Raw genomic sequence first — 18,940 nt, 5'->3', positions numbered from 1 at the left:
CACGAGGAAATCGGCGTTCCGGTGGGGATAGGCGGTCGAATCCGGTGTGACGCGGTCGACGGCCCCGCCCAGATGGGTCATCGAGATTCGCGTTTCCGGCGTCGGGGCGCTACGAGCGTACTCCGTGATGACGTCGAACGTCTCGTCCTCGGGTGCGCTGAAGTTGTGCGATTTCCAGTAGTATCGGTCGCCCTCGGGGTAGCCCTCGTCGAACGCCCGTTGCCACTCGGTGAACGGCCGGAACGCGACGGTGTCCGCGACCGGGTCGCCGAACTTCCGCAGACGGGAAACGATCAGTTCTCCCTCGGACCGCCCTCTTTCGACCCCGCCCGCGTACACCGGAATCGTTGCGACGACGGTCTCGCCGTGGTACGCTTCGGGGATGTACTCCTCCGCCGGTGCGGTGAAGAAGTTCGCCCACACCGAGAGGTCATCCGGGGACTCTTCGATGACGGTTCGCCAGTTGCGAAGCACGTCCGGAGCGTCCGCCACGGGATACACGACCAACCCGGCGAGTACGTCGTGTTCCATCCCGCGGAGGTCGAACTCGAAGACGTGACCGACCCCGAAGTTGCCCCCACCGCCTCGCACTCCCCAGAACAGGTTTTCGTTTTCCGTCTCGCTGGCGTGGCGTAGTCGGCCGTCGGCGGTGACGATATCCACCGACCGAAGGTTGTCGAGCGCGAGGCCGTATTTGCGACAGAGCCACCCGAATCCTCCGCCGAGCGTCAGCCCTGACAGGCCGGTCGTGGAGACGACGCCGCCGGGGACGACGAGTCCGAACGGTGCGGTCTCGTGGTCCACGTCGGCCATTCTGACGCCGGGTTCGACCCGCGCCGTCTTCGAGTCCGGATCGACCCGAACCGCGTTCATCGGCGAGAGGTCTATCACGAGGCCGTCGTCGCTGACGGCGTGCCCGCGACGTTGTGTCCCCCTCCCCGAACCGCGAGGAGCAAATCGTGTTCCCGGGCGAAGTTCACCGCACGAATGACGTCCGCCGCGCCCGCACATCGAGCGATGATCGCCGGGCGGCGGTCGATCATCGCGTTCCAAATCGACCGTGCGTCGTCGTATCCCGCGTCCCCCGGTCGGAGCACCGCCCCTCGGAACTCGGCTGCGAACGCCTCAGTTTCCCCGTTCCCGATCCGGCGGGATTCCATGTCGGACATGGTACTCACCGATCGTCCTAGATTTGCGGGCCGCATATAGTTGTCTCGAATGTGTAAAAATACTTCCAATTGGGCCTTTCGACCCGGTAAATCCTCAATCCAGCCGTTTCATCTCGTCGTCCGAGAGTTCGATGTGCGAGGCGGCGACGTTCTCGTGGAGGTGCTCCACGCTCGACGTGCCCGGAATCGGGAGCGTGACGGGCGAGTGATGGAGCAACCACGCCAGCGCGATTTGCCGCTCGGAGGCGTCGTGTGCGTCCGCGACGTCTTCGAGCACCTCTTCCTTGTCGCCGAGGTCACCCGCGCCGAGCGGGAACCACGGGATGAACCCGATGTCGTACTCCTCGCAGGCTTCGAGCACGTCCTCCGATTCGCGGTTGCCGACGTTGTACTGGTTCTGCACCGTGGCGACGTCCACGATGTCCCGGGCTTCCTCCAACTGCTCGACGGAGACGTTGCTCAACCCGACGTGGTTGACCTTCCCCTCGTCTTTGAGTTCCGCGAACGTGTTGACGGCGTCCTCGAAGGGAACGTCGGGGTCCGGTCGGTGGTACTGGTAGAGGTCGATGGTATCCACCTTGAGCCGGTCGAGACTGCCCAGAATCGCGTTGCGGATGTAGCCCGGTTCGCCACATTTCGGCCACGAGCCGTCGCGGTCGTCCCGCCAGAGACCGCCCTTCGTGGCGACGTCGAGGTCGTCCGGGTAGGGATACAGCGCCTCGCCGATGAGTCGCTCGCTCACGGCCGGGCCGTAGGAATCGGCGGTGTCGATGAAGTTCGTCCCCGTCGAGACGACCTCGTGGAGGACGCGTCGGGCCTCCTCCTCGTCGTCCGGTCGACCGATGACGTCCTCGCCCGTGAGACGCATCGCACCGTACCCCAGTCGGTTGACGGTCAGTTCGCCGCCGATGTCGAACGTATCGCTCTCGTTTTCGAGCGTCATATCGAGAGAGGTAACCGCCCAGGAGGTAACTTCTTTTGGCAAACAGTGTCGTTTGCCGCTTCGTCCGGACCCCGAAAACCCGAACTCCCGCTGGCGGTTTCGCGGGTCGCCCGTAGTATATTCCGAACGAGGGGGAGTACCTATAAACGGCTTCCCGTCCTCGCTGTTACTATGTCACAGGAAGTCGCCGGATACGACAGCGATTCCGGTCTCCCGTCCTCCGTCGTGGAGGGTGTGCAGACCATCAAAGCAGGAATCGTGAGTACCGCTCTCATGCTGTTCATCTTCCTCGCCGCGGAGTCGGAATCGGGGTTCAAACTCGGCGTCCCGGCCGCGATTGCGAAGTTCGTCAGGATGCCGGGGGACGTCTATCTCGGGTTCTCCGTCTTCGTTTTCATCGGCGTCGTCGTTTGGCCACTGGTGTTCGCGGCAATCGAGGACAAGTTCGAAGCCCTGCCGGGGAGCGGGGATATCGCCGTTCGCGGCGTCATGTTTTCGCTCCTGCTGTGGTTGGCCTTCCTCGGGTTCGGTTCGACGGGGATGCAACTCGAAAGTTCCGCACTCCTCGTCCTTTACCTCGCCTTCAGCTTCCTCGCACACGTCGGCTACGGTTACTCGCTCGGCGTCTTCTACGCCCGGTTCACGCGGTAAGCCAGCCCCCCCGTCTGCTAAAAATAGAAAAACGCTCGCCTATCTCGGCGAACTACCGCGACTCCAATTGCTCCTCGAACCACTGCCACTCCTTCGAGAACATGCCGTACTTCTTGAGGTTCCACACGTCCGCGTCGGTGACGATGTCGCCGTTGCGGTAGGACTGGAGCATGTTCCATATCCAGACCAGCGACCCGAGCGCGATGAGAACCGCGCCGAAGGATGCGATCTGCTGGAGGAGTTGGAATTTGGCCGGGTAACTCGCGTACCGGCGCGGAAGCCCCATCATTCCGAGGACGATGAAGGCGTTGAACGTGATCATGACGCCGACGAAGGTGAGCCAGAAGTGGACCTTCGCGAGGGTCCTGTCGTACATCCGTCCCGTGAAGATGGGGAACCAGTAGTACACCGCCGCGAACATGCCGAACGGAATCAACCCCATGATGATGAGGTGGAAGTGGCCGACGACGTAGTAGGTGTCGTGGAGGATGAGGTCCACGGGAATCGCGGCGAGGAAGACGCCGTCACGCCGCCGATGATGAACGTCGAAATCGATCCCACGCAGAACAGCATCGGCGCGGTCAAGCGGATGTCCCCGTTCCACATCGTCGAAATCCAGTTGAACGTTTTGACGGCGCTCGGCACCGCGATTGCCAACGAGACGGCCATGAAGCTCGCGCGGAGGCGCGGGTCCATCCCGGGGTGGCGAACATGTGGTGGGCCCAGACGCCGAACGAGAGGACGCCGATGGCCAGCGTCGAGTAGACGACGAATTTGAACCCGAACAGTTTCCGTCCCGAGAACTTCGGGATGATGAGGCTGATCAGCCCCATCGGCGGCAGGACGAGGATGTACACCTCCGGATGGCCGAAGAACCAGAACAGGTTCTGCCACAACATCGGCCCACCTCCCCCCGTCCGCGTAGAACGTCGTCCCGAACACGCGGTCGAGCAGGATCATGATGATGGCGCTGCCCAGGAGGGGGAACGCGAACAGGATGAGGCCCGCTTGCGTGAGCGCCGTCCACGTGAAGATGTCGAGTTCACCCCAGTCCACGTCCCGAAGCGTGAACGTCGTCACGATGATGTTGATCGCACCCAGCGTAGTGCTGATGCCGGAGAGGTGTAACCCCAACAGCATTATGTTGATCATCGGGTTCGGCTTCTGACGCGCCAGCGGCGTGTACATCGTCCAGCTCGCGGCGGTTCGAGGCGGAAGAACGGGCTCGCAGCGGCCATCCCGAGCACGGGTTGAATCACGTGCCCGATGATGTCCGAGAGGAGTCCGAAGCGAACCAACACGAACGCCGCCGGAAGCATCCAGAACGCGACGGCGTTCAACCGCGGGAACGCCATGTCGTCCGCGCCGATGAGTAGCGGCAGGAAGTAGTTGATGAACCCGAACAGGACGGGCGTGGCGAAGAAGAACAACATCGTCAGGCCGTGCATGGTGAACAGCCCGTTGTACGTCGCCGTGTCCCACACATCGACGCTGTGGGTGAACAGTTCCGTCCGTATCATCATCGCGTCCGTACCGCCCCAGAAGAACGCGATGCTACCGAACGTGAGATACAACAGCCCGATGTCCTTGTGGTCCACCGTCGTCAGCCATCTGATGACGCCCGTCGGTTTCCCGTACCCGGACGGGAATCCGTGGGCGTAGCCGCCGTCCGTCTTCGCCTCCGGTTTTCGCCCGGCGCTGACGACGTCTTCGATGCGTATCGAGCGACCGAAATAGAGTGCGAGCGCTAGCAGCACGACGCCGATTCCGACACCGATCGCGGTTTCTCCAAGCAGGTTCATTGTAATCCTCTCGTAACCGAATATCTCTCGGCTGGTAACCGTAGTTTCAGGTGCGATACGACTCGTAATCCAACGTATGGCTGGATGTTTTGTAACCGACCGGGTCGTTCCCAGTCGGTGAAAACGGCCACCGCCATTTTACCTCGTGTCTTTCATCGGAACTCCGATAAGCGGGTGCCGGGTTTGCATCAAAACGGACTGGGTGTTGCTCCCGAACACGACCTTTTGGGCCGGGCTTCGCTTTTGACTCAGGCCGATGGCGATTTCGTCCGCGTCGAGTTCATCCGCGGTGGTGAGGATGTCGTGAGCGGGGTCGCTTCCGTCCGTGTTCTGTTCCGTTTCGATATCGAACCGGTCCCCGAGTCGGTCTTGGAACACCGCCAACGCCTCCTGCCCTTCTTGGACTAACTCCTCGTCGTTTCCGCCGTGAATCGAGTTCAACGCGTGAACCTCGTCTCCCTCGTGGAGTCGGCCGTCGAGATACTCGCATATCCGCTCGCTCGTCTCGGCGCTGTCTGTTCCTGCAACGATTCTCGTCATAAATAACGCGAGTATCGGAAGAACCATAAACGAGTTGGCAGGCAAAATGATGTGTCCCGTCGATACATATTTTCCTCCCGTCGAAACGAAAAGCGGTTTCCCTTCGTAGACGAGGGAACGAGACAGCCGTACTCGTTCGCGGAGCGGTTCTCGAACGGCCGCCACGCAACACGTTCCGTAGTGGATTTCCACAACTATACAATCCCCGCACCGCTGTTCTGGAATATGGACGATATCGCCCGGCTCGCGGAGCAGGTTCGTGACGCCGAAACCGTCGTGGCGTTCACGGGTGCCGGAACCAGTACCGCATCGGGGATTCCCGATTTTCGAAGCGATTCGGGGATTTGGACCCAGTTCGACGAAGCGGACTTTCACTACCGTCGATTTCGGACCGACCCGGCGGCGTTTTGGACCGACCGCCTCGACCTCCACGAAACGATGTTCGGCGGCGAAGTCGAACCGAACGAGGCACACGACGCGCTCGCCGAACTCGCGGCGAACGGCCAGTTGGACGCCATCGTCACGCAGAACACGGACGGACTGCATGCCGAGAGTCTGAACGGTCACGCGGACGGCCAAGACGCCACCGAGTTGGTCGAACTGCACGGTAACGCCCACCGCGTCGTCTGTGAGTCCTGCGGGCGGACGGCCGACGCCGCTCCGGTGCGAGAACGCGTGCGCTCCGGCGAACTGCCGCCCCGCTGTACCGACTGTGACGGCCTGTTGAAACCGGACGTGGTGCTGTTCGGGGAGCGGTTGGACGAGGGGACGCTTCGCCGCGCCCGCCAGTTTGCGAGGCGAGCGGACGTGTTCATCGCCATCGGGTCGTCGCTCACCGTCGAACCGGCGGCGTCGCTGCCGCGGACCGCTACCCGAAACGGGGCGACGACCGCCATCGTCAACTTCGACCGAACGCCGTTCAGTCCGCGCGCGACGTTCGACGTCCGAGGAGACGTGACGACGGTGCTTCCGGAGCTCCGTGCACGGGTCGTGACGTAGAGAAATTCCCTTGGAACTGAAATCGTAGAGGGAACTCCTTCGAAACTGAAACCACCTGATTCGACGCTTCTGGGGCCAAATATTTCGTTTTTGGAAATATCTCCCGTCTGGTTTGGGTACTGCTTTTTGTCGGTGTACGTTCTACCTCCATCCATGGCAGAGAATGACTCACAACCAACCGTGGACGTCGATATCGCCGAGGAGGTCGTGGAACCGGAATTCGATTCCTTCGCGGGAATCATTACCGACGGGTTCATCGGCGCAATCGGCGGTCTCGTCGGTACCGCCGTCATGACCGCGATACTGCTGGTTGGAACCACGCTCGGAGCGTTCGACCTGAACTCGTTCGCCGTGTTGGCGCAGTTGACGGGCGTCGACGTGCTCCTCCCATCGAACCCGGCGGCGGTCGGCTACCTCATCTTCCTCGGCGGCGGGATGGTGACGTGGCCGCTCCTGTTCGTCTCTATCGGGTCGTATCTGCCGGGGGAGAACTACGCTTCCAGAGGCCTCCCGTACGGGTTCGTCCTCTGGACCGGCTTCGTCATCGCGTTCTACGATGGCTACGTTGGGCTGTTGCTCGTCGTCTACCTCGTCATCACCCTCCTCGGACACCTCGCCTACGGATTCGCCCTCGGCGCGGTGTTCGATTACCTCTCGAAACGCCCGACGACGTTGGTGTAGTCGGGCAAAACTCTATCTACCGTTCGGGGTCCGCCGGGTTCGTGTACTCTTTTTCCGGTTTCCGTTCGTGCTCCTCGAACGTCTCCACGAGGTCGCTGACGTCGTCACCCGTCTGCATCCGGTACTCCCGAAGTATCGAGAGGATCCGTCTGACTTCGTCGTCCGTGAGTGACACCGTGGTTGGCATATGTTCACTGAAGCGGCGAGTCCCCAAAAGCGTCGTGCCAAAAGGGACAAAAAGGGAGCAGACGAGGGGCCGGAACCGCCGAAACGAACCCCTGACTCGGAATCGATAACTGAACTACTATTTCCCGTCAGCCCTTACCCTTCGTATGGACCTTCCTGACGAGACGCACGTGGGGGCGAGTCAGGCTCTCGAACGACTCTCCGATCCACTGATCGCGCTCGATTCCGACTGGCGGGTGACGTATCTCAACGACCCGGCACGGGAACTGCTCGGCGTCGGTATCGACGAACAGTTGCCGACGGCGCTTCCCACGGCGGCGGGTGAGACGATTCTCGACCACTGTAAGACGGCGCGGCGGAACGACCGCCCCGAACCGTTTCACATCACGTTCGATACCAGATATCAGGGGACCGTTCATCCCGGCGCTGACGGCGTGACGGTGCTCTTTCAGCGGTCCGAGGCCGCGACGGAGGATGTCGTCGCGGAACTCGATCTGAAGGAGCGGGCCATCAACGAAGCCCCGGTCGGCATCACCATCGCGGACGCACAACCGGACGACCAACCGCTGTTGTACGTCAACGAGGCGTTCGAGGAACTGACAGGGTACTCCTCCGACGAGGTACTGGGTCGCAACTGTCGGTTTTTGCAGGGAGAGGGGTCTGACCCGGAACCCGTCAGGACGATGCGCGAAGCCATCCGCGACGAGGAACCGGTTTCGGTCGAGCTATTGAACTACCGTCAGGACGGCACGGAGTTCTGGAATCGGGTCGATATCGCGCCGATTCGTGACGACACGGGCGACGTCAGTCACTTCGTCGGGTTCCAGACGGACATCTCGGAGCGAAAGCGAGCGGAGTTCGCCGCCCGCCAGCGGGCGGACGAACTCGAACACCTGCTCGAACGTATCGAGGGACTGCTCGGGGACGTCACGAGCGCGGTGGTCGAAGCGCCGACGCGCGAGGCCATCGAGACGGCCGTCTGCACGCAGGTGACGCAGGTCGAACCCTATTCCTTCGCGTGGGTCGGCGAGCGCGACGTTCGAACCGACGGCGTGGAGGTGCGGACGGTCGCGGGAGAGTGTGATCCGGACCCCGAACATCCCATCGTGAACGAGGCGCTGGAGACCGGAGAGCTACAGATAGCCCACCTCGACATCGAGGGATGTGCGGCGGCCGCGGCGCTTCCCATCTCGTACCACGACACGGAATACGGCGTGCTCGTGGTAAGTGCGACGAAATCGACGCGTTCGACGAGCGCGAGCAGGAACGTCCTGAAGTCGCTCGCTCGCGCCATCGGTAGCGCCATCAACGCCCGCGAGACGCGTCGAATCCTCATCGCGGACAGCGTCGTCGAAGCCGAGTTCTCGTTCCGAAGTTCGGACCTCTTCTTCGTGGATATCGCGGAGCGAACCGACGCCGAAATCAGTTACCTGCAATCGACGAACCACGACGACGGTTCGGTGGTATCGTTCTTCTCGATTCAGGGCGCGTCCGCGGACGACGTGTTCGACATCGTCTCGGAGCGCGAACGACGTCCTCGACGCACGACTGGTGGCCGAACAGGACGAGGAAACCCTCTTCGAGTTCGTCCTCCCGGCGGGGACGCTCGTCTCCACGATGTCGGATTACGGCGGGAAGACGCAGGAGATATCGGCCACGCCGGACGAATCCCGCGTTCTCGTCGAGTTCCCACAGGAGGCGGACGTTCGCGGCCTCATCGAGCGCTTAAAGGATTCGTACTCCGGAACGGAACTGCTGGCCTACCGCCACCGCGAGCGTCCCGCGAAGACCAAACAGGATTTCATCGAGAGCCTGACCGATTCGCTCACGGAGCGCCAGTTGGCCTCGCTTCAGAAAGCCTACGTCAGCGGCTTTTTCGACTGGCCGCGACCCGTGACGGGGGAGGAACTCGCCGAATCCATGCGCATCTCGCGTTCGACGTTTCACGAACACCTTCGGGCCGCGGAGCGGAAACTCTGTGCCGAGTTCTTCAGCGATGAGTCGGCCTGACTCCCCCGGTTCGAGGTTGTCCGCTTCCTTCCTTCGAGGTAGTTCGATCCAACCTTTTACCGTAGGGCAACCCAACCATTCCACGTCGCTCGACCCATCGTTTCGAGGTAGTCCACCCCAATTCGTTTCAGCTCCCCTTCGATTTCCTTCATATCGAGCCTAACCCGGTCGAAGGCGTCTCATAACAATATAGGCAGTGGTGAACGTTTCCTCCATGCCCGGCGTAACCGGTGGTACCCTTAGCGATCGAGCATTCGACGAAATGCTCGACGCGATGGACCACGAGGATTGGTACGAGACTGCGAAACGATCGATCGGCGACCGTCGAATCGGACTCGTTCACCACGGCGACCGAGACCCGAACGGATGGACGACGTGGCGTGACGGCAAGAAGGTCGGCGTCCTGCACGGCGTGATATCGAATCGGGACGAACTGGGTCGTTCGAACGGCGAGATTTTCGAGCGGGTGCTCGCTGATCCCGACCGAACCCTCCCGGAACTCAGCGGACCGTTTCTGCTCGTCGCAGCCGACCGCTCCTCCACCATCGTCGCCACGGACAAACTCGGAACGCGGCCCTGTTACTACTCGACCGTCGACGGATTCCTGTTCGGCAGCGAACTCAAATCCCTCATCTCCCAACTCCACGCGCCGCGGGTGGACGAACGCGCGGTGAGCGACATGCTGTTCATGGGCTACGTCTTCGGCCGCAAAACGCTCGTGAACGACGTACAGTCGCTTCGACCCGCATCGTACCTCCGATACGAGGAGGGGAACGTCCAATCCCGTCGTTACTGGGAGCCCGATTTCGGCATCGACCCGCAGGAGGGCTACGTCGATGAGGCGATCGAACGCTATCGCCGAGTGGTCGGCAACGTCGCGGGTACCATCGACGGTCGAACCGGCGTCTGGCTCTCCGGGGGCCTCGACAGCAGGACGCTTACCGCCGCACTGAAGGACGAGATCGACACCGTCCGAACGTTCACCTACGACAACTCGGCGACGCAGGAGGACCGCCTCGGTGCCGAGCGCGTCTCCGACGCGCTTTCGGTTCCCAACCAGTTCTGTGACTATTCCGCGAGCGAGTTCATGGAATCCATCGAACGCGGCGTGGACATCATGGACGGCATGCTCCAATGGTCGTTCTTCGTCAACCTCCCGCCCGTCCTGAACGACGTGTCGGGGGAAGTCGACGTACTGTTCGAAGGGAGCAGTCAGGGGGAGTTCTTCGGCGACGTGCTGTATCGGTCGTACCTGACCGGCAAGTCGTCCGTGGACGCGTTGGTCGCCCAGAAGGGTCAACTCTCCCCTCCCGAGGTGCGATCACTCCTCTCGTCGGACGTCTCGCCCACGCAGTCGCTCGGTCGAGTGGTCGAAGGGAGCACGCAGCCACGGCGGGAACACCGGACCCTCGATGCGCTCTGGGAACTGTTCGCCGACTCCCATTTCCGGTCGAACCGCCTCTATCGCAGTCAGGCCGGGACGCGCGTGCCGTTCGCCGACGGCGAGTTCATGAACCACGTCGCCCGGATGCCCTACCAACGCTATCGAATCGGGGCGATTCCCGGTACCCGTGGCAGGGTGCCGTCCGCAGTCGCGCCGCTCAAACTCGAAGTCGCCCGTCGCGTCGGCGGTCCTTCCGCACGCGTCCCCTACAATCGGACGAACCGGCCGCCGACGTCACCGCTCGCGCTGCACGCGCTCGGGTTCGTCGCGGACAACCTCAAAAAGCGGGCCACGGGACCGGACACGTGCCGGATGGGTCGCTGGTACAGAGACGACCCGAAGATGCGCGCGTTCGTGGACTCCCTGCTCGACGATGCCGCCGACCGCGAGATTTTCGATGCCGATGGAGTGCGGACCCTCCAACACGAACACCTCGACGGACACGCGGACCACTTGAAGCCGATTTCGGCCATTACGACGCTCGAACTCTGGATGCAAAAGCACCTCGACACGGTACGTCCGTCCGCTGGACAGCGTGTTCCTGTGCGCTAAATTAGCACAGATATATAAGATATCGCTCTAACATTGAACTGAAATAGCAACGTTCAAGGGTCGCCGATTGGACGGTTCGAATGCATGGTACGCGGCGGGGCGGTACGTGGCGTCAGTGCCCGGGCTATCGAATTCCCCCTCGTCAGTCTACTCTATCCCCCTTCGATTTCTCGTCCTTTCGGCCGTCTTCCGTTCTCTTGGTTCCTCTCCTTTCTGCTCTCTTTCTCCCGGTCCTTCTCCCTTCCTGTCTCTCTTCTTTCCCCCGCGTCGAGCGGTGGAGTAGGAGAGACTGCATACGCCCGGACGAAGCATATGGAGATACTGATTCGAGTCGGGAAAGTATTGAGAGAAAGGAAATGCGAAAAACGTTCGGAATGCGGAGTACACTTCCGTCGCTTGAAACGGCCGTCCCTACGCCACTTAGCGCACGAAGCCCTCGTCTTTCACGCAACTGTCTGAAAAATATCTGTATCTGATTTCTTACGAATCTTCGGTAATGTCGGCATCCTCCTGAATGATCTATTACCTCCTATCCAAAATAACAGAAACATATAAGCATTCGTGCCGTAATTCCGAGACAGGCTGATCACGGTGTCTCAACAAACGAACGACAAATCGGGGATCGGAATATCCAAGAAGCGCCTTACTGCGCTCGTGCTCCCAGTGCTGGGCATCTGCTGGTTGGCGTTTCTGCTCTTCCCCGGCTATCTCGGAGAGGAATCGACCATCGATTACGCCGCGATGACACTCGGCGTCGGACTGATGGTCGCCGGTATATTTCGCTTTCTCTACTCACCGGACGACGAATCGAGCGACGAATCCGAATCCGGTGAGTCTGCCGACCGGAACGACGGAACTGACTCGGCGACATCCGACGAATGAAGCCGAAAGAGAGAGCACGCTGCGGAACGTATCGTTAATCATGATGATCGGGGTCTTCCTCTTCGCCGAACTGTTCATCACGGTCGTCTTCCTCTCGGTCGCCGCGGGAATCCTCTATCAGTGCCATACGGCGGACGAGTGGGAGCCACGCGGCCTCGTGGACATGGAACGTGATGCCGGGATCGACGAGGAGTGGCGTTAATCGCGCCACTGGGCGTGGAGTTCGCTGTGATGTGCCCGCTCGTCCGGGTCGGTGATGATCGAAACCATCTCTTTTCTATCGAGCGCGTATCGACGCTCCTCGTCCCGCGTGACGAGCGAGCGATTCCGTAATTCCGCGAGGAGGCTCTGAATCTGCGCGATCGATGCCGCCACCTCGTCGATCGATTTCGTGGACCGTCATCGGCCCACTCTTCGCGAGCGCCGCGACGACGTCCCAGGTGTGATTTTCGTTGCACAGCGAATCCCGACGCGCGGCATCGATTCGAACCACGACGGCGTCGGTGTTCGCCAACTCCACCAACGACGACGTTTCGGGGGTGGACCGATTCGAAGCGGCGCTCCCGAGTTCGCGTCCGCGCTCCTTGAGTTCGCGTTGGTAGGCCTCTATCGACCCCTTGTCGTCCGGACTGGTTCGATCGATGCCCGTCTCGCTCGGGTTCCCCCACGTCGTTCGTCCCTTCGGGATGGCGTCCGTCGATTCGGCATTTCGTACAGGCCACGGTTCGGCATCGTCGGAGGCGGCCGATTCCTCGTCCTCGGCCCCATCCCGCTCGACGTTCGGTGGGTCTTCGCTTTCCGCGACGCCCTCGATTTCTCTGGTGTCCTCGAATTCCCTGACGTCTTCGACCTCCGCGGCGTCCTCGGTGTTAGCCTCCCAGTCCTGAAACGACCGCTGTTCGGTTCGCTCGTTCTCCAGTTCTTCGAGTCTGGCTTCGAGTTCCCGGATTCGTTCGTTCTTCTCGCGGAGTTGCTCCTCGAACTCCTCCGGACCGCCGATGTCGCCGTGGGCGAGGGCGTTGGCCATCTTCCGCGCCGCGTTGGACACGTCCCGCGCTGTCTGGAGTTCGTTCTCCAACTCGGCGATTTGGGCCTGTTTTCGTTCCAGTTGGCTCTCCAGTTCGGCCACGCGGTCGTGTTCCTGCTCCTGAAGCTCCGTGATGCCCTCCAAATCCTGCATCAGCGCGTCGCTGACGGATTTCAGTTCCGGGCGCTCGAAGTCGTCGAGGCCGGGCGTCGCACCCGCGTCGAACGTGCGCTTACGGTCGAACTGCACCCGTCGAATCCCGCCGTCGGTCCAGTCCGTCTGGACGAACGCTTCTCCAGCATCGAGGTTGGGTACCTCGTTCCCGTACTCGCTGCCGACGATTCGACTGACGACTTTCGTGTCGTTCTCCCACGTCAAGCGATGCCAGACCAGCCAGTTCGCCTGCGTGATGAAGTCCTTTTTCACGTCGGCGGGGCGCTGGCTGATGCCCATGATGCCGAGGCCGTGCTTCCGTCCGCGCTTGCCCACCTTGATGAGCATCTTGCCGGTCTCGCCCATGCCGCCGCCCTCCGGGATGTATTCGTGACACTCCTCGACCACCAGCAGGAACGGCTTCTTGAGCTTTTTCTCCTTGGCGAACAGGTGACGCGCCGTCTCGCGGATGAGCGCGTCCGCCTCGTCGTCGTCCAGAAACCCGGAGACGTCGATGATGATGGGAACGTTCTGTTCGAGCGCGAGCGACGCCACCTTCTCGGCGTGCTCGGCCCCGACTTGGATGTCACATTCCTCGTCCGCACCGACGTGGAGGAGTTCGTACTCCTCCTTCAGGCCGTAGTACTCGCCGTCCGCGTCGATGATGGCGACGGGGTATCCGGCGTCGAGCAGTTGTTCGACCACGACCGACGCCGTGTTCGACTTTCCGGACCCTGACTTTCCGGTGACGAACCCGCGCCCCGTCAGGATTTCGACGACGGGAATCGACACGTCGGTGTCGTCGGCGACGATGTGACCGACCGGCAGTTGTTGTTCGTTGTCCATTCTCTTACATTCTCGATTCGGCAGCGAATCCTTCAATTTTTGCATCGGGGGAATCGTGAGAAACGGTTCGTCTATGTTTTCCCGTTCTGTGCCTTTCGAATCTTCCACGTTGACGGCCAGCACGCTGTCAATTTTTTGGATTTAAGGTCGATTCAGCGCGGGACTGGATTATATTGAATCATGCTTGTTTTTACTGAAATAAATCCCCTCGAACATCTCACTACGAGCAGATGGATTTGATAACTGTGTGAGTGCAGTTGCTGAGAAGCAGACTTCGAAAGCCCCTGGCTGTTCGCTACGTAGAGACGTGTTTGATGGCTTTGTGATTTCCGCAACTGCGAACATGACCCCGAAAGCCCCCGCCCGTTCGCGGTCGCTCAGCGACATCTCGGCTCACACGGCAAGAGCGCAGCTCTTGCCTGCTCTCGTTCGCTCCTACGTCGCTCACGAGAAAACCTCACGCCGAGAGGGGTCGCTGAGACGACTACAACAAGCGCGAACGGACGGCCCCTTTCATCCCACCCACACCACCGCCGTCGCACCGTACCACGCCCTCCCCAACCGACTCCCTCACTCCGGAAGAGCTTCGCTCTTCTGTGCTCCCGTTCGCTACCGCTCACGGGAACTACGTTCAGTCGTCCACCGTCAGAGCATAGCTCTGACGAGCCGTTCGCTCGCTCCTGCGTCACTCACGAAGACCTCGCGCGGGCGCACCAGAGGTGCGGGCCGCGAGCGGGCGGGGGCTTTCGAGGTAGTCTTCTCAGTAGTTGCTGAAATCGAAAAACCACCAAACACGTCTCTTAGTGAACGGTTAGGGGCTTTCGGGGCCTTCTTCGTCGCTGTTGAAATCACGAAAAAGCCAAATTCACCTCTCAATTCTCCTTTTCGTCGTCTCCGTGACCCAATCCTTCAAACCGATTCCCCGACAACTTCGCAGTATGCCCCTTCCCGACCACCTGAACGGCCGTGTCATCGACGGCCACGTCCATCTCATGCCCCAAAAGCTGATGGCCGCGATTCGAACGTCACTCGCCGCAGAGGCGGGGTGGTCTTCGAGCATCCGACCGACCGGGAGCGGATGGAGGAACGACTTCGAGCGATGGGTGTCGAACGCTACATCGCCCTTCCGTACGCGCACAAACCCGGGATGGCGAGGGAGTTGAACGAGTGGGTACTGACCCAATCGAGGGAGTCCGAAATGGCGATTCCGTTCGCCACGGTGCACGGCGACGACGACGTGGCGGCGGTCGTCCGCGAGGCATTCGAGGCGGGTGCGAGGGGATTGAAGTTCCAGTGTCCGGTGCAGGAGTGCGGCCCGGCGGACCCCCGACTCGACCCAGCGTTCGAGGCGGCCGCCGAGTACGACAAACCGATCCTGTTCCACGCGGGGACGGCACCGATGTTCGAGGACAGTCCGCACGTTGGAGCCAACCAGTTCGCCGAGTTCGTCGAATCGTATCCGGAAATCCGGGCGTGTGCGGCCCACATGGGCACGTTCGAGACGGGGGACTTCCTGAACTTCGCGCGGGACAACGAAAACGTCTTTCTGGACACGACGATGGCGCTGTCCCCCCGCTCGGCGGACGTGTTGGGGTTCGACGCCGACGGGATTTCGGACGAGACGCTGGTCGAACTCGCCGAATCGGTGCAGTTCGGCACGGACTTCCCGAACGTGCCGTATCCCTACGAGGACGAGCGTCGGGGACTGCTCGAACGCGAGTTACCGGCGTCCGTGTACGAGGACCTTTTCCGGAACACGGCGGAGCGATTTCTGGGCGAACGATAGCCCCCTGATCGCTCGATTCGGCGTTTTGTAGCCGGGAAGAGCTCTAACGAAAGCGTCGAGCGATCCGCAAGGAAAATACTATGCTCGTCCGTCAGAGAGGAAGTGTATGAATCCCGAGAAAATAACCCTCGAAGCCCTCGACCGGATCGGGAATGGGGGGGAGCCGTTCTCGGCACGAGAGTTTGCGACGGAAGTGGGATGCGGTTCGGATGTCGGTGCGGCAATGCTCGAAGAACTCGCGGAGCAGGGGGTCGTACGCTCCAAGGAGATTCCCCCGGAAACCCGCGTCTGGTGGCGTCCGGGCGACTTCCAACAGGAGGACACGCAGTTACAGTCGTTGATCGATGAAGTCCAAGAGTACGCCATTTTCATGCTCGACCCGGACGGGTACATCGCGACGTGGAACAGGGGTGCGGAGAAGATCAAAGGATACACCGCCGACGAAGTCATCGGCGAGCACTTTTCGAAGTTCTACACCGAGGGAGACGAGGAGGCGGGCGTCCCGGAACACCACCTCGAAATCGCGGTCGAACGAGGACGCACCGAGTACGAGGGCTATCGCGTTCGGAAGGACGGTTCTCGGTTCTGGGCCAACGTCGTCATCACGTCCCTCTGGAACGACGATGGGAGCCTCAGGGGGTTCACCAAAGTCACTCGGGACATGACCGAACGTCGAGAGGCGAAACAACGTCTCCAGGAGGAACGCGACCTGATCGAACAGGCGCTCGAAACCGTCCCGGTCGGTATCTCGGTCATCTCGTCGGACGGGACCTTCTTGCGGTCGAACTCCTGGATCACCGACCGTCTCGGAATCGATGAATCCGAACTGAAGCAGTACACGGCCACGTCGTGGGACCTCTACGACGAGAATGGCGAGTCGATCCCGCTCGAAGACGACCCGTTCATTCGGGTGATCGAGACCGGCGAATCCGTGGTCGATTTTCATTGTCAGTTCCGTCCCGAAGGCGACGACCTTCGATGGCTCTCGATAAACGTCTCGCCTATCGAGGATACCGAGGACGAGGTCAGTCGTGTCGTGTACGCCGTCGACGACATCACCGAACAGAAAGAGCGAACGGAGCAACTGCGACGTGAGCGAAATCAGACCAAACGACTGTTGGAAACGTCACCGGTCGCCATCTCGGTGCAGGATGCGGACGGGACGATACGGCTCGCAAACCGGCGAGCACAGGAGCTCCTCGGCTTATCCGAACACGAAATGATCGCGGAACGCGAGAACGCCGACGAGTGGAGTCTCTTCGATGTGACCGGTGATCCCCTTCCTCCGGAGGAGTCACCGGCCGCGCGCGTTCACGCTACGGGCGAGCCAATGCACGACGAGGAAATCGCCATCGAAAAGCCGAGCGGCGAACGGTTGTGGCTGTCCGTCAGCGCCGCCCCCGTGTACGGTCCCGACGGGGAACTCGAACGGATCATCTCGGCTGGCGAGGACATCACCGAACTCAAACAGCGGGAGCGCGAACTCGAACGCAGACGGAGCGAACTCGAAACCGAACTGAGCGAGATTCTCGGCCGTGTCTCGGACGCCTTTTTCGCGCTCGACGACGAGTGGCAGTTCACGCACGTCAACGACCGTGCGGAGGAGATTCTGTCGGAGTCCGCCGACGAAGTGCTCGGAAAGCGGTTCTGGGACGTGTTTATCGACACCGGCGACACGCTCCTGTGGGAGGAGTTTCACGCCGCGATGGAGACCCAAACGCCGACCACCTTCGAACTCAACTACGAACGGCTCGGTATCTGGATCGAGATAAACGCCTACCCGTCGGAGACGGGTCTCTCGGTCTACTTCCACGACATCTCCAAACGAAAGGAGCGCGAACGCCGATTGGAGCAGTTCGCAAGCATCGTCTCACACGACCTTCGGAATCCGCTGTCCATCGCGCAGATGTACCTGACGGAGGCCGAGTTGAACGGGCGTGAGAGCGATTTCGAGGAGGTAAAGCGCGCACACGACCGGATGGAGCGGATCATCCACAACCTGTTGCGGATGGCTCAGAACACGGAGGCGACCATCGAACCGAGCAGCGTCTCCCTTTCGAGCGTCATCGACCGGGCGTGGCATCACGTCAAAACGTTCGACGCGACCCTCCACATCGACGAGGCGATGCCGGTAGTGCTGGCCGACGAAGACCAACTCCAAACGGTGTTCGAGAACCTGTTTCGGAACGCGGTCGAACACGGGGGGCCCGAAACGGAGGTACGCGTCGGGACGCTCTCCGACGGGTTCTTCGTGGAGGACGATGGACCGGGGATTCCGTTCAGCGAACGGTCCAAGGTGTTCGACTACGGCCACACCGTGAACGATGGGACGGGGTACGGACTCACCATCGTCTCCGAGTGCGTCGATACCCACGGGTGGGAAATCGACGTCGTCGGTTCCACGAGCGGCGGTGCCAGATTCGAAATCCGCGGCGTCACGGAAGGCAGTAGCTCGGCGGGACGGTACTGAGTTATTTATCCGTCGGCGGGGGATAGGTTTAGCTATGGCCTCCGGTATTCACGTCCAACTCGCGGTGAGCGACGCGGGTGGATGTCCCGTCTCGTCGATCAGCGAGGAGTTCGAAATCGAATCCGTCCGCGTGGACCAACACGCCAACGCCACGCAGAACGCCAACGCCAAGCAGGCGGCGACGGGAGTCGTCGGCGAACTGACGGTCGACCGCTCCGACGACGCCGGAGCGGAACCGGCGGCGGTCGAGGAAGTGTTCGTCGACGAGACGAAATCGGTGTATCGGTACACCCACGACGGCGAGTGTCCGTGTCAGCGCGTCCCGGATCACGGCTGTCCCGTTCGGACCCTCCGGGCGGATTCCGGTCGACTCGTCCTCTCGTTCATCGCGCCCGACCTCGAAACGCTCCGCGGCGTCGTCACCGACTTGCGGTCGTGCTGCGGGAACGTCACCGTGAATCGGCTCACACGGTCGGCGGCCGCGACGAGCGGTCGTTGCTGTTCGTGGACCGTACGGCGTTCACCGACCGCCAGTACGAGGCGCTCGAAACGGCCCACGAGATGGGATACTTCGCATCGCCGAAGGGGGCGACCGCCGAGGAGGTCGCGACCGAACTCGGGATTTCGGTCGCCACGTTCCTCGAACACCTCTCGGTCGCACAGACGAAACTGCTCGACCAAATCCTCTCGTCCTGAAACCGCCGTCGACGGATGAACTATCGGTCCGTGGGTGAATCACCGGTCTGAGAATCGGCGAATCCGTCGGGGTGAGCCAGGAATCGTGAACGGTGTCCCTCGT

At 61.3% G+C, this 18,940-nt stretch carries 14 protein-coding genes and 4 pseudogenes; 11 read left to right on the top strand and 7 right to left on the bottom strand.

The window, feature by feature from the left end; translation table 11 throughout:
- Positions 1–684 precede the first annotated feature (684 nt).
- Together A4G99_RS27965 and A4G99_RS22180 are read right to left on the bottom strand one after the other, a co-directional pair.
- Positions 685–1,043 (bottom strand): annotated as a pseudogene (locus tag A4G99_RS27965) (FAD-binding oxidoreductase); the annotation flags it as partial.
- A 220-nt stretch (positions 1,044–1,263) separates the two neighbouring features.
- Positions 1,264–2,112 (bottom strand): aldo/keto reductase, encoded by an 849-nt coding sequence (locus A4G99_RS22180; protein ID WP_066148403.1) that lies wholly within the window; start codon positions 2,110–2,112, stop codon positions 1,264–1,266.
- Between the two features lie 171 nt (positions 2,113–2,283).
- On the opposite strand from A4G99_RS22180, the gene A4G99_RS22175 reads away from it, so the two are divergent.
- Positions 2,284–2,763, top strand: a complete 480-nt coding sequence (locus tag A4G99_RS22175; RefSeq protein WP_066148402.1) for a DUF6789 family protein — start codon at positions 2,284–2,286, stop codon at positions 2,761–2,763.
- A 52-nt stretch (positions 2,764–2,815) separates the two neighbouring features.
- Here the strand turns inward: A4G99_RS22175 and A4G99_RS22170 are convergent.
- Together A4G99_RS22170 and A4G99_RS22165 are read right to left on the bottom strand one after the other, a co-directional pair.
- A pseudogene (locus tag A4G99_RS22170) lies at positions 2,816–4,565 on the bottom strand (cbb3-type cytochrome c oxidase subunit I).
- 138 nt (positions 4,566–4,703) lie between these two features.
- The gene (locus A4G99_RS22165) at positions 4,704–5,105 is read right to left on the bottom strand and encodes a universal stress protein (protein ID WP_066148400.1); all 402 of its coding nucleotides are present in this window, start codon (positions 5,103–5,105) and stop codon (positions 4,704–4,706) included.
- Positions 5,106–5,330: 225 nt separating this feature from the next.
- Here A4G99_RS22165 and A4G99_RS22160 point away from each other — a divergent pair, with 225 nt between their 5' ends.
- Entirely contained in the window at positions 5,331–6,104 is a 774-nt protein-coding gene (locus tag A4G99_RS22160) for a Sir2 family NAD-dependent protein deacetylase (RefSeq protein WP_066148502.1), read from the top strand.
- 153 nt (positions 6,105–6,257) lie between these two features.
- Positions 6,258–6,785, top strand: a complete 528-nt coding sequence (locus A4G99_RS22155) for a DUF6789 family protein (protein WP_066148399.1) — start codon at positions 6,258–6,260, stop codon at positions 6,783–6,785.
- Between the two features lie 16 nt (positions 6,786–6,801).
- Here A4G99_RS22155 and A4G99_RS26260 read toward each other — a convergent pair whose 3' ends face one another.
- Complete coding sequence (locus A4G99_RS26260; RefSeq protein WP_190303850.1) at positions 6,802–6,972, bottom strand: hypothetical protein; 171 nt, start codon at positions 6,970–6,972, stop codon at positions 6,802–6,804.
- A gap of 145 nt (positions 6,973–7,117) precedes the next feature.
- Here A4G99_RS26260 and A4G99_RS22150 point away from each other — a divergent pair.
- From A4G99_RS22150 to A4G99_RS26255, 5 genes and pseudogenes are all read left to right on the top strand, one after another.
- A pseudogene (locus A4G99_RS22150) lies at positions 7,118–8,443 on the top strand (PAS domain-containing protein); the annotation flags it as partial.
- A 79-nt stretch (positions 8,444–8,522) separates the two neighbouring features.
- Entirely contained in the window at positions 8,523–8,981 is a 459-nt protein-coding gene (locus A4G99_RS29050; RefSeq protein ID WP_255359184.1) for a bacterio-opsin activator domain-containing protein, read from the top strand.
- A gap of 214 nt (positions 8,982–9,195) precedes the next feature.
- Positions 9,196–10,977 carry an asparagine synthase-related protein gene (locus tag A4G99_RS22145; RefSeq protein WP_066148398.1) on the top strand — a complete coding sequence of 594 codons (1,782 nt, stop codon included), beginning with the start codon at positions 9,196–9,198 and terminating at the stop codon, positions 10,975–10,977.
- 591 nt (positions 10,978–11,568) lie between these two features.
- A complete protein-coding gene (locus A4G99_RS22140; protein ID WP_066148395.1) occupies positions 11,569–11,859 on the top strand; it encodes a hypothetical protein in 291 nt (96 codons plus the stop codon).
- Positions 11,860–11,899: 40 nt separating this feature from the next.
- A complete protein-coding gene (locus A4G99_RS26255) occupies positions 11,900–12,061 on the top strand; it encodes a hypothetical protein (RefSeq protein WP_190303849.1) in 162 nt (53 codons plus the stop codon).
- 75 nt (positions 12,062–12,136) lie between these two features.
- Here A4G99_RS26255 and A4G99_RS22135 read toward each other — a convergent pair whose 3' ends face one another.
- The gene (locus tag A4G99_RS22135; protein WP_223302133.1) at positions 12,137–13,885 is read right to left on the bottom strand and encodes an ATP-binding protein; all 1,749 of its coding nucleotides are present in this window, start codon (positions 13,883–13,885) and stop codon (positions 12,137–12,139) included.
- 938 nt (positions 13,886–14,823) lie between these two features.
- On the opposite strand from A4G99_RS22135, the pseudogene A4G99_RS22130 reads away from it, so the two are divergent.
- Together A4G99_RS22130 and A4G99_RS22125 are read left to right on the top strand one after the other, a co-directional pair.
- Positions 14,824–15,671, top strand: a pseudogene (locus A4G99_RS22130) (amidohydrolase family protein).
- A 106-nt stretch (positions 15,672–15,777) separates the two neighbouring features.
- Positions 15,778–18,141, top strand: coding sequence for a PAS domain S-box protein (locus tag A4G99_RS22125; protein ID WP_066148393.1), 2,364 nt, complete (start codon positions 15,778–15,780; stop codon positions 18,139–18,141).
- 28 nt (positions 18,142–18,169) lie between these two features.
- On the opposite strand, the gene A4G99_RS27960 is transcribed toward A4G99_RS22125, so the two are convergent.
- On the bottom strand, positions 18,170–18,472 hold the full coding sequence (locus tag A4G99_RS27960; protein WP_223302131.1) for a hypothetical protein: 303 nt from the start codon (positions 18,470–18,472) through the stop codon (positions 18,170–18,172).
- A 104-nt stretch (positions 18,473–18,576) separates the two neighbouring features.
- Between A4G99_RS27960 and A4G99_RS27955 the strand changes: the two genes are divergently transcribed.
- The gene (locus tag A4G99_RS27955; protein WP_223302130.1) at positions 18,577–18,837 is read left to right on the top strand and encodes a helix-turn-helix domain-containing protein; all 261 of its coding nucleotides are present in this window, start codon (positions 18,577–18,579) and stop codon (positions 18,835–18,837) included.
- The last annotated feature ends 103 nt before the right edge of the window (positions 18,838–18,940 follow it).

This window comes from Haladaptatus sp. R4 (assembly GCF_001625445.1).
Taxonomy (GTDB): Archaea; Halobacteriota; Halobacteria; order Halobacteriales; family Haladaptataceae; genus Haladaptatus.
Note: the sequence above shows the minus strand (reverse complement) of the source record. Positions and strands in the feature narration are given on the sequence as shown.